We start from the raw sequence: 11,309 nt of genomic DNA on the forward strand, positions 1-11,309 counted from the left end.
TGGGGGTATACCGGGCGCCCACCACCCGATCCCCGCCCCAAACGCGCCGGGCCCCCCCCCGCGGCGCTGTCCACGGGGGTGGCGGGGGGCGGCGCCCCCGGCGCGGCCGAGCGGCGCGCCGGCGTCGAGTGTGTCGCCGACCGTGACCGAAAGCCCGATCATGCCGGTCAGCAGCGAGACCCAGCCGCCGCCATGGTCGATGATGACGATCTTGCCATAACCGCGATAATCCTCGGCAAAGCTGACGCGGCCGGGCGCAGGGGCTACGACCTGTCCGCCGGGACGCGCCGCAATTGTCACGCCGCGCGAACGGACCCCGCTTTCGTTGACCTCACCCAGCCCGGCGACGATGCGCCCGACGACGGGCAGGCGATATGCGCCTGCCGTAAGCTCGGCCTCGGCGGGGGCAGGCGGGGTCGCGCTGGCAAGCGTGCTGGCCGGGTTGCGTGGGCGCGGCAGCGGACCGGCGAGCTGCGCCAATTCGGCGCGCACCGCGCCGTCAGCCTCGAGCGTGTCCATCAGTTCGACGATATCGCGTGCCTTCTCGCCCAGCCCCAGCGCGCGGTCCGCCTCGAGCTGCGCGCTGCTCATCAGCTCGCGCGAGCGCATGCGGCCTTCATTCTCCAGCCGCGTCAGGGCGTTGCGGCGCTGCGACAACTGGACCTTGCTGGCGGACAGCGCTTTCAGCGCGACCGCCTGCTGTCGGCGCGTTGTTTGCAGCTGGTTCAATTCCTGGCGCACCCCCGCGGTGCGGCGTTCGATTACCGGCATCGCGGCGTCGATCACCGCGCGGGCGTGGACCATGTCGGTGAGCGATCCCGGCTGCGCGAGGACGCTGACCGGCGGCTGGCGACTGAGCTGCTGGAGCGAGGCGGCGAGTTCGAGCAATGGCTGTTGCTGCTGCGCCAGCCGCGCGCGCGGCGCCTCCAGACGGCGGCTGACGAGCGCAACCCGCGCTTCGCCAGCGCTGATGTCGGCCTCGGCCGACTGGATGCGCGCGGCGAGCGCGGCGCTGCGGATTTTCAGCCGGTCGGCCTCGCTGCTTGCGGCGGCGGCCTGCTCTTCCAGCCGGGTGCTGCGCGCCATGGCTTCGGCGGACTGCTGCTTGGCGCCGAGCAATTGCGCGCGTTCGCGTGCGGCGATGGCCTGCAGATCAAAGACGTCGCTTTGCGCCACTGCGAGCGCGCCGCCGGCCAGGACCGCGAGCACCGCAAGCGCAGCGAAAGCGCGCCTCATTGCCGTCCCTCGCGGTGATAAGGATGGTTCGCGACGATGCTCGTCGCGCGCCACAATTGCTCTGCGAGCATCGCGCGTGCCATCAGATGCGGCCAGGTCGCGCGGCCAAAGGCGATGACCTTGTCAGCGCCATCGCGTTCCGCGGGTGTAAAGCCGTCGGCGGCGCCGAGACAAAAGCGCGCCTCGCGCACCCCGTCATCGCGCCAACTTTCCAGCAATTTTGCAAATTCAACCGATGACATCTGCTCGCCGCCCTCGTCGAGCAAGATGGTGCGGCTGTTCTCGGCGGCGGCAGGCATACGACCGCCCATATCCGGAAGCTCGGAAATCTTCTGCGCCCACGTCACGCGCTTCATATAGCGCTCGACCAGCTCGGCCTCGGGCCCGCGCCCGATGCGCCCGCGCGCGATGATGTGCAGCAACATGACGCCCCGCCTACCCTTGGCAGGGCCGGGACGTCAATTTGCCAGCGTGACCGGCGGCGCGTCGCCGAACGACCACATGCGTTCGAGGTTGTAGAAACTACGCACCTCGGGACGGAACAGGTGGACGATGACATCGCCTGCATCGAGCAGCACCCAATCGGCATTGGGCAGCCCTTCGACGCGAACCTGGCGGCCCGCTTCCTGCTTGATCCGCTGCGCCAGTTTTTCGGCAATCGCCGAGACATGGCGCGTCGACCGGCCACTCGCGATCACCATATGATCGGCGATGCTGCTTTTGCCGGCAAGCGGGATGGAAATGGTTTCCTGGGCCTGATCCTCATCCAGCTGGTGGAGGATCAGAGCGTGGAGTGCGTCCACATTATCGTTGGCGGATGCGGCGCTGGGCGCGGCACCCTGGGTGGCGGAGATCAAATGCGTCCTTTCCTAATCGGGTCCACAAGGCGTAAACGGGTCAGCGGGTCGCGCAAAGCGCGGCCTTCATAGCGTTCGAACCAGCGGGGGTTGGCCTGCCGTATCGCAGTTGCGGATCGCACATCGGGCGAAAATCGCAGGAACACGAGGGCGGGCGGTCTCCAGTCCGTCCAATGCAATTTCTGGTCCGCGGGCCGGACGAAGCGCCGAAGCCAACCCATCGCACGTCTTGCGTGGGCGCGGTCATTATAGCCCGGACGCGCGACAACCGCAATCGGCATGAGTCGCGCAATCCCCCGCCAGTCGCGCCATTGGGGCAATTGGACCAGATTGTCGGCTCCCATGATCCAGATAAACTGCCTATCGGGGTAGCGGCGGACAAGCTTTTTGAGCGTGTCGATCGTGTAGCGCGTGCCTAGCTCGGCCTCGATTCCCGTCGCGCGAATCGGCGACCGTCGCGCCATGTGCCGCGCCGAGGCGAGCCGCGCAGGGAGCGAGGCCATACCCGCCTTGGGTTTCAGCGGATTGCCGGGCGAAACCAGCCACCACAGTTCATCCAGTCCCAGCGCATCGATCGCATTCAAACTGATCGCGCGATGCCCGCCGTGGGCGGGATTGAAACTGCCGCCGAGGAGGCCGGTGGGGATCACAGTAGGGTTTGCCAGTCGCTACGCAAATGGACCACTCGAAGGACGAGAAGCCTTTCTCTATTCACATCATACAGCAGGGCAAACGGAAGCTGGTCCAAACGCCATTTTCGCAGCCCCTTTGCATCGACCAGCGATCCGGCGCGTGGTGCAAGCGCCAGAGAGTTGCTCGCGCGCTCGGCTTCGGACAGCAACGCATCCGCCAGATCGAAATCGACCAGATAGAGCCCGTCGGCATTGTTCAGCAGGTCTTCTGTCGCTGCCTGCGACCATTGGACATTGATCACGCTGCCGCTTCGTCGCGCTTTGAACGGAGTTCGGTGCGCTTCGCAGCGATCAGCTTTTTCATCTCTTCATGCGAGATCAGCGGCTCTTCTCGCGCGGAACGCTCGCCTTCCTCAATGATTGCAAGCATCTCTGCTTCGCGTTCGACAAACTGTCGAACGGCCTGCGCAACGAACCATGAACGCGAGCGATCATAGCGTTCGGCAAGTGTGTCGAGCGCTTCCAAGGTGGCGGCGTCGAGCCGCGTAGTGATCGGCGTCGTTGAATCCATGCATCGTTGTATCACTTGTATACAAATGATTCAAGATCGCGTCTGGCCGTTCCCTCGCACCAGCCATTTATAGGTGGTGAGTCCCTCCAGCGCGACCGGCCCTCGCGCGTGCAGCCTCCCGGTGGCGATGCCGATTTCGGCGCCGAGGCCGAATTCGCCGCCGTCGGCGAATTGGGTCGAGGCATTGTGCATGACGATTGCGCTGTCGGCCTCGGTCAGGAAGCGTTCTGCCGCGGAAGCATCCTCGGTGACGATCGCATCGGTGTGGCGGCTCGAATGCGCGTCGATATGGGCCAGCGCGCCTACCAAACCTTCGACCATGGCGATGGAGACGATTGCATCGAGATATTCTGTGTCCCAGTCGCCGCTCGACGCGGCTTCGACATGGGGGCTCAACGCCGTGACGGCCTTGTCGCCGCGCACTTCGCAACCTGCCGCGACCAGCGCGTCGATGATCGCGAGCGGCGCGGGATAGGCGCGGTCGATCAGGATTGTCTCGGTCGCGCCGCAAATTCCGGTGCGGCGCATCTTGGCGTTGACCGCCAGCGCGACCGCCTTGGCCGGATCGGCGGCGCCGTCGATATAGAGATGGTTGATGCCATCAAGATGCGCGAGTACAGGCACGCGCGCCTCGTCCTGCACCCGCGCGACAAGGCCTTTGCCGCCGCGCGGGATGATGATGTCGATCAGCCCCTGCGCGCGCAGCATGGCGCCGACCGCTGCGCGGTCCTGCGTCGGCACGAGTTGCGCCGCATCGGCGGGCAGCCCGGCCTCCACCAGCCCAGCCGCGAACGCGGCATGGAGCGCGCGGTTCGAATGCACCGCCTCGCTGCCACCGCGCAGGATCACCGCATTGCCCGACATCAGCCCCAGCGCCGCAGCGTCGGCGGTCACATTAGGGCGGCTTTCATAAATGATGCCGACGACGCCCAGCGGCACGCGCACCCGGCTCAGCACCAGCCCGTTCGGCCGCGCCACGCGGTCTATCTCGGCGCCCGAAGGATCGGGCAGCGCCGCAACCGCGTCGATGGCATCGGCAATTCCGGCGAGCCGCGTTTCGTCGAGCCGCAACCGGTCGAGCATCGCGCCCGACAGCCCGTTCGTCCGTCCTGCCGCCATGTCCTCGGCATTGGCGGCCAGGATGTCGGCGACGCTGGCGCGGATCGCTGCCGCAGCGGCGATCAGTCCGGCGGCCTTGTCCGCGGTTGCCGCCAGCGCCAGCTGTTTCGCCGCAACGCGCGCGCGCGCGCCCATGTCGGCGATCAGTGCGGCAGCGTCGCCGGGCATCGGCGGGGTGGTCAGGGCTTCAGCGTTCATGGTGCTGCCACTATCACGTTTTGCGTGACGCCCGAAAGTCCCGTTGCGCCCTTTCTCGCGCGCCTTTAGGCAGGGCGTCATGAGCGGGGATATCGAAGGCATCGGGGCGGCGGTCACCGCAGGTTTGGCGGCACGCGCGGTTGAGCCGCAGCACGGCGGGCCGCGCGAGTCGGCGAGTGCCCGGCGCTGTTTGAATTGCGGCACCAGTTTGACCGGGTCGCATTGTCACCATTGCGGCCAGCGCGCCGATATCCACCGCAGTTTCGGTGCGATCGGTCATGATCTGGTCCACGCGATCTTTCATTTCGAGGGCAAGATCTGGAACACGCTGCCTCTCCTCGCGTGGCGGCCCGGCGACCTGACACGCCGCTATATCCACGGCGAACGCGCGCGCTTCATATCGCCGCTCGCTCTGTTCCTGTTCGCCGTTTTTCTCACCTACGCTGTGCTCGCGATGGTCGGCAGTGGCAGCGGGGTGGGCGAAGGGCTCGCCAAGGCTGCGGACGAGCAGACGCGGGCCGCGGCGATCAAAGACAGCATGCAGGACGAGGTCGACCGGATCGACGCGGAACTTGCAAAGCCCGATCTGGTGGCGGCGGCGCGCGAGGAGCTTCGCAGCGAGCGCGAGATTCTGCAAAAGAGTGCGGACGTTCTGGGCATAGCGCGCAGCCGCAGTGCGAGTGAACGCGCTGCCGATCGCGCCGCCGGGCCGCCGGTGCTGGAGGATCCAGCCGACCAGCTGATGACAGGCGCCGACTTCATCTCGCGCAACAAGGTCGATACCGGCGTTGCCTTTATCGATCAGGGGCTGCGCAAGGCGTTGGCGAACCCCGCGCTTGTCTTCTACAAATTGCAGGCGAACGCCTATAAATTCGCCTGGGCGCTGATCCCGCTTTCGCTGCCCTTCATGTGGTTGCTCTTTCCGTTCAGCCGCCGCTTTCACACCTATGATCATTTTGTCTTTGTGACCTATTCGATCAGCTTTATGCTGCTCTTGTTTGTTGCGGTGCGCCTGCTAAATCTCTCGATCTTCGGCGAGCTTGCCACTGCTTTCGCGCTGATCTACGTCCCCTTTCACATGTATCGCCAGTTGCGCGGCGCCTATCGTTCGTCGCGTTTCGGTGCGTTTGTGCGCGCCAATTTGCTGCTGTTTTTTAGCCTGTTTGCGGTGATGATGTTCATGTTCCTACTGCTCGCCGTGGGGGTGATGGGTTAATCCAAATCCGGGCAGCGCCGAATCGTAGCAAAGGCCGGGCAAAGAACCCGCCGGTCGAGGAGGAGAATTGCCGTGCATCATCATTGGGGCGAAATGGATCGGCGTCAGCTGATCGCACTGGGTACCGCAGGGCTGGCGGCGCTGTCGCTGCCCGGCGCGGCCATCGCGATGATGGCGCAGGGCTTTACCCACGGCGTGGCAAGCGGTGAGCCCGGTTCGAATTCGGTGCTGCTGTGGACGCGTTACGCCGCGGCGAACGACACAATGTTGACTGCAGAAGTTGCTGAAACGGCGGATTTCGCCCGCGTCGTCGGCGGGGGCAGCGTCACGGCCGCTGGCGAACGCGACCACACCGCGAAGCTGGTGGTCAGCGGCCTTGAACCCGGCCGCTGGTATTATTACCGCTTCGTCGCGCCCGATGGCGGCCGGTCGATCACCGGCCGTACCCGCACCCTTCCCGAAGGTCCGACCAGTGCTTTCACGCTCGCGCTCTTTTCCTGTTCGAATCTGCCGTTCGGCTGGTTCAACGCCTATGCCCACGCCGCGGCGCGGCAGGACATCGACCTGGTCGTCCATTCGGGCGACTATCTTTATGAATATCCGATCGGCGACTATCCCTCGCTCCAGCAGGCGGTACCGGGTCGCGATATCCAGCCAGCGCACGAAATGGTGGTACTTGCCGATTATCGCCTTCGCTACGCCGCCTATCGCAGCGACCCCGACTTGGCGCGGCTACACGCATTGTTCCCGATGATCGCGCAGTGGGACGATCATGAGATGACCAACGACGCCTGGAAAGGTGGCGCGGAGAACCATAATGACGGCGAAGGCGAATGGCCTGACCGGGTAGCCGCAGCCGAACGCGCCTATAATGAATGGATGCCCGTCGCCGATACGCGCTGGCGCCATTATCAGGTCGGCGACCTCGCGACGATTTTCCTGCCTGAGACGCGCGTAACGGACCGTGACAAACAGTTTGAGATTGCCGAGATCGTCGCGGGCGGCGGCGACACAGCTGCGCAACTCAAGCAATTCGCTGAAACCACTTATCGCGACCCGGCGAGGCAGATGCTTGGCGCGAGCCAGGAAAAATGGCTGTTCGACGGCTTCGCCGCCTCGACGAAATCCGGAACCCGCTGGCAGGTGTGCGCGCAGCAGGTGGTGATGGGCAGCCTGTTCACCCCGCCCGAAGCGCGCGACTGGTTCGGTGCCAATATGGCCGACAATGTCCGTCGCCGCATTGATGCGGCGCAGATGGCGGCCAAGGCGGGCATTCCGTTCAACCTCGATGCGTGGGACGGTTACCCGGCGGCGCGCTCGCGCCTGCTCGCCGCCGCGCAGCGCGCCGATGCCGATCTGGTCACGCTGACCGGCGACACGCACAACGCGTGGGCATTCGATCTGTCGGAAGGCGGGCGCCCGGCGGGGATCGAGATCGCCGGTCAAAGCGTCACTTCGCCCGGCTATGAAGCCTATACGCGTGGTATCACCGATACCCAGCGCGTATCGGCGCTGCGCGGATCGTCGTCCCAGCTCAAATGGGCGAACACGCAGGATCGCGGCTATGTGATCGTCCAGCTGACCCGCGATCGCGTCGGCGCGAATTGGCACAATGTCGAATCGATCCGCACCCATACGCCGTTGCTGAAAGGCACGCACCGCATGACGGCAACGCGTGGGCGGCGGAGGTTCGACACCGCTTAGCTATAGGGCGGCGTGTCTTCGAACTCAGCGAACCACGGATAGTCGTTCGCCACGCTGACGGTGAAATTGGCGGGGCGCTTTTCCAAGAAGCTCGACACCCCCTCGGCAGCATCGGCGCTGCGTCCGCGCGCAAAGATCGCGCGGCTGTCCCAGCGGTGCGCGCTCATCGGGTGCGGCGCGCCGAGCATGCGCCACAGCATATGGCGGGTCAGCGCGACCGACACCGGCGCGCTATGATCGGTTAGCTCGCGCGCCTTGGCGATCGCGGCGTCGACCAGTTCGCCGGGCTTGTGGACCGATTGCACCAGCCCCTTGTCATGCGCTTCGGCGGCATCGATCAGGCGGCCCGAGAAACACCAGTCGACCGCGTTCTGGATGCCGACCAGCCGCGGGAGAAACCAGCTAGAGGCCGCTTCGGGGACGATGCCGCGCCGCGCAAAGACAAAGCCATAGCGCGCGGTCTCGCTCGCCAGACGTGCATCCATCGACAGCGTCATCGTCGCGCCAATGCCGACCGCGGCGCCGTTGATAGCTCCCAGAACGGGCTTCTTGCAGTCGAAGATACGCATCGACACACGCCCACCCGAATCGCGGATCAGCGGATGCGACCAATCGATCGTCCCGTCCTCGCCGACCGGGCTTGCCGCCATGCCATCGGGCAGGATCGCCTGCTTGTCGGTGCGCTTGTCATAATCAAAGGTCGCGGCGCCCTGACCCAGGTCGGCCCCGGCGCAATAGGCGCGCTCGCCCGATCCGGTAAAAATGACCGCGCGGACGCCATCGTCGGCGTCGCATTCGTCGAGCGCGGCGACGATCTCGAGCATCATTTCGGTGGTAAAGGCGTTCATCCGGTCGGGCCGGTGCAGCGTCAGCAGCGCGATGCCTTCATGCTTGTCGAGGCGAATCTGGTCGAAGCTCATATTCTCTCTCCTTGTTCTCCGTATCGTTGCAAGCGGTGCGGGCGAGTGCAAGACCTTTACGTAAACGTAAGGGGAAATCCTCCCCGTGGCGAAACCATGGTGAGGGGGACCGCCGCTGCAGGCGTGGTGGAGGGGCGGCGACGGCAGCGCGAAAGCCCCTCCGTCAGCGCTTCGCACGGCCACCTCTCGATCGCTACGCGACAGGGATGATCATCGCGGCGACGTGACTGATGACGCGCCCCCGCTTTGCCGCTATAGGCGCCCCATTGCCCCGGCGGCGCGCCTCCCCGTGAGTCGTTTTGCCGGGGCCATTCATTTGGTTCCGGCAGAAAGTTTGCACATCATGTCCCGTCGCCGCCAGATTTACGAAGGCAAAGCGAAGATCCTTTACGAAGGCCCCGAACCGGGGACGCTGATCCAGTATTTCAAGGACGACGCGACCGCGTTCAACGCCCAGAAAAAGGGTACGATCAGTGGCAAGGGCGTGCTCAACAACCGGATTTCCGAGCATGTCTTCACGTTGCTCGGCAACATCGGCGTGCCGCATCATTTCATCCGTCGCCTCAACATGCGCGAACAGCTGATCCGGCAGGTCGAGATCGTGCCGATCGAAGTGATCGTGCGCAACGTCGCCGCGGGTACGCTGTCGAAGCGCCTTGGCATCGAGGAAGGCACGCAGCTTCCCCGCACGCTGATCGAATATTGCTACAAGGACGACGCGCTCGGCGATCCGCTGGTGGCCGAGGAGCATATCGCCTGCTTCAACTGGTGCAGCCAGGAAGAGCTGCATGATATTCAGGACATGGCAATCCGCATCAACGACTTCATGTCGGGGATGTTTGCCGCGGTCGGCATCCGCCTTGTCGACTTCAAGCTCGAGTTCGGTCGCCTGTATGACGGCGATTTCAGCCGTATCATCCTGGCCGACGAAATCAGCCCCGACGGCTGCCGCCTGTGGGACATGACGACGAACGAAAAGCTCGACAAGGACCGCTTCCGCCGCGACCTCGGCGGCGAAGTTGAAGCCTATCAGGAAGTCGCGCGCCGCCTTGGCCTGCTGCCCGAGGGCGGCGAGAACGCGGTGCTCGACCTTGAGAGCCACCGGAAGAAAAAGGGCAGCTAACCTATAACACGAACGGGTTGATGGCCTCACATATCGATGCTGTGAGGATCCGAATCGCTCACATAGGCCGTCGAAATCATCGGTATGCTGGCATAGCCTTGGCTTGACCGCGCGCGCGACGGTGGCCACATTATTTGCATGACCAGCTCCTTTGTCCGGCGCGCCTCGGCCGCGCTTTCGCCCCTCGTCCTTCTCGCCGTAATTTCCGCACCGGCTTATGCCAGAGAGGCGCCGGCCACGACCACCGCGGTAACGGCCGCGACCAATCCACAGTCCGACGCGGCGCGGGCTTGGAACTTCGCCGCGAGCGATGTGCCGGTCGATCCGAACATTGTGTTCGGCGTGCTGCCCAACGGGATGAAATATGCGCTGCTGGCAAACAGCACGCCCAAAGACAGCGTCGTCCTGCGGATGCGCTTCGACGTCGGCAGTTTTGCCGAGGCCGACGACCAGCGCGGCCTCGCCCATTTCCTCGAGCATATGGCGTTCAACGGCTCGACCAATGTGCCGGAGGGCGAGATGATCAAGCTGCTCGAACGCAAGGGGCTGGCGTTCGGCGCTGATACCAATGCCTCGACCGGCTTTGACGAGACAATCTACAAGCTCGACCTGCCCAATGCCTCCGACGATCTGATCGACACCGGGTTGATGCTGATGCGAGAAACGGGCAGCGAGCTGACGATCGATCCCGCCGCGGTCGATCGTGAGCGCGGCATCATCCTGTCGGAACGCCGCGCGCGCGACACCTATCAGCTACGCAATCTGGTCGACCAGCTCGATTTCCAGATGCAGGGGATGACGGTCGCCAGCCGCATTCCGGTCGGCACCGAAGAGGTTATCAAGACCGCACCTGCGGCACGGCTGCGTGACCTGTACGATCGCTATTACCGCCCCGAACGCGCCACGCTGGTGATGGTCGGTGACTTCGATCCGGCAGCGGTCGAGGCGAAGATCACGGCACGCTTTGGCGACTGGAAGGGGCGCGGCGCCGCCGGCGCCGATCCCGACATCGGCACAGTCGATTATCAGCGTGCGGCGGCGGCCGATGATTTCATCGACCCCGCGATCCAGGATTCGGTGACGATCGCCGCGTTCAAACCGTGGACGCTCGAGCCCGACACCAAAGCAAAGCGCGCACGCACGCTGGCCGAAAATATTGGCGAAGCGATCGTCAGCCGCCGTCTGGGTAAGCTTGCGCTTGATGAGGATTCGCCGATCCTCGCTGGCTATTTCAGCGAAGCAGCGGGCTGGAGAGTCTTCGATCAGGTAACCGTCGGCGCGGTCGCCAAGGAAGGCGCGTGGAAAGAGGCGCTGGCGCTAATCGAACAGGAACAGCGCCGCGCGATACAGCATGGTTTCACCCAGGCCGAAGTCGACGAGCAACTGGCGACCCGCCGCACCGCGTTCCGAAACGCCGTTGCCGGAGTGACGACGCGGCGCAGCGACGCGCTCGCCGACGCGCTGGTCACGGCGGCGACGGGCGATATCGTCTTTGTCCGTCCCGAAACGTCGCAGGCGTTGTTTGAGGCGGCCGCGCCGTCGCTCAGCGCCGCCGCCGTCACCGCGGCGTTCCGCAAACGCATGCAGGGCTTCAGCGCCCCGCTCGCGCGGGTATCAGCAAAAAAGCCGATCGAGGGCGGCTCCGATGCGATCCTCGCCGCCCAGCGCCGCGCGCCCCACGTTTGCGTGGGGGCGCCCCCCGAAGCCCCCCAAAACCCCGACGACAATTACAA

The 11,309-nt window shown here is 64.9% G+C and carries 12 protein-coding genes; 4 read left to right on the forward strand and 8 right to left on the reverse strand.

The window, feature by feature from the left end:
* The 7 genes from K0M74_RS07275 to K0M74_RS07305 form a co-directional block, all read right to left on the reverse strand.
* Positions 1-1,236 (reverse strand): peptidoglycan DD-metalloendopeptidase family protein (locus tag K0M74_RS07275; RefSeq protein WP_293969837.1); only part of this gene is annotated, 1,236 nt, incomplete at its 3' end.
* Positions 1,233-1,661, reverse strand: coding sequence for a 23S rRNA (pseudouridine(1915)-N(3))-methyltransferase RlmH (locus K0M74_RS07280; protein WP_293969840.1), 429 nt, complete (start codon positions 1,659-1,661; stop codon positions 1,233-1,235). The genes K0M74_RS07280 and K0M74_RS07275, both read right to left, overlap by 4 nt.
* 33 nt (positions 1,662-1,694) lie before the next feature.
* A complete protein-coding gene (rsfS, locus tag K0M74_RS07285) occupies positions 1,695-2,093 on the reverse strand; it encodes a ribosome silencing factor (protein WP_088442481.1) in 399 nt (132 codons plus the stop codon).
* Complete coding sequence (locus K0M74_RS07290; RefSeq protein WP_293969845.1) at positions 2,090-2,743, reverse strand: nicotinate-nucleotide adenylyltransferase; 654 nt, start codon at positions 2,741-2,743, stop codon at positions 2,090-2,092. Before K0M74_RS07290 ends, rsfS begins: the two co-directional genes overlap by 4 nt.
* Positions 2,740-3,027 (reverse strand): type II toxin-antitoxin system RelE/ParE family toxin, encoded by a 288-nt coding sequence (locus K0M74_RS07295; protein ID WP_293969848.1) that lies wholly within the window; start codon positions 3,025-3,027, stop codon positions 2,740-2,742. Before K0M74_RS07295 ends, K0M74_RS07290 begins: the two co-directional genes overlap by 4 nt.
* Entirely contained in the window at positions 3,024-3,296 is a 273-nt protein-coding gene (locus K0M74_RS07300; RefSeq protein WP_293969851.1) for a CopG family ribbon-helix-helix protein, read from the reverse strand. Before K0M74_RS07300 ends, K0M74_RS07295 begins: the two co-directional genes overlap by 4 nt.
* A 30-nt stretch (positions 3,297-3,326) precedes the next feature.
* The gene (locus K0M74_RS07305; RefSeq protein WP_293969854.1) at positions 3,327-4,613 is read right to left on the reverse strand and encodes a glutamate-5-semialdehyde dehydrogenase; all 1,287 of its coding nucleotides are present in this window, start codon (positions 4,611-4,613) and stop codon (positions 3,327-3,329) included.
* Between the two features lie 79 nt (positions 4,614-4,692).
* Between K0M74_RS07305 and K0M74_RS07310 the strand changes: the two genes are divergently transcribed.
* Positions 4,693-5,829: a DUF3667 domain-containing protein gene (locus K0M74_RS07310; protein ID WP_293969857.1), complete on the forward strand. Its 1,137-nt coding sequence runs from the start codon at positions 4,693-4,695 to the stop codon at positions 5,827-5,829.
* Between the two features lie 93 nt (positions 5,830-5,922).
* Positions 5,923-7,533, forward strand: coding sequence for an alkaline phosphatase D family protein (locus K0M74_RS07315; RefSeq protein ID WP_293969860.1), 1,611 nt, complete (start codon positions 5,923-5,925; stop codon positions 7,531-7,533).
* On the opposite strand, the gene K0M74_RS07320 is transcribed toward K0M74_RS07315, so the two are convergent.
* A complete protein-coding gene (locus tag K0M74_RS07320; RefSeq protein ID WP_293969863.1) occupies positions 7,530-8,453 on the reverse strand; it encodes a crotonase/enoyl-CoA hydratase family protein in 924 nt (307 codons plus the stop codon). The genes K0M74_RS07315 and K0M74_RS07320 overlap by 4 nt on opposite strands.
* A gap of 343 nt (positions 8,454-8,796) precedes the next feature.
* Between K0M74_RS07320 and purC the strand changes: the two genes are divergently transcribed.
* Together purC and K0M74_RS07330 are read left to right on the forward strand one after the other, a co-directional pair.
* The gene (gene purC, locus K0M74_RS07325; RefSeq protein ID WP_293969866.1) at positions 8,797-9,576 is read left to right on the forward strand and encodes a phosphoribosylaminoimidazolesuccinocarboxamide synthase; all 780 of its coding nucleotides are present in this window, start codon (positions 8,797-8,799) and stop codon (positions 9,574-9,576) included.
* Between the two features lie 138 nt (positions 9,577-9,714).
* A partial coding sequence (locus K0M74_RS07330) for a pitrilysin family protein (protein ID WP_293969869.1) occupies positions 9,715-11,309 on the forward strand: 1,595 nt, incomplete at its 3' end.

It is taken from the genome of Sphingopyxis sp. (assembly GCF_019459305.1).
In the GTDB taxonomy this organism is placed as follows: domain Bacteria; phylum Pseudomonadota; class Alphaproteobacteria; order Sphingomonadales; family Sphingomonadaceae; genus Sphingopyxis.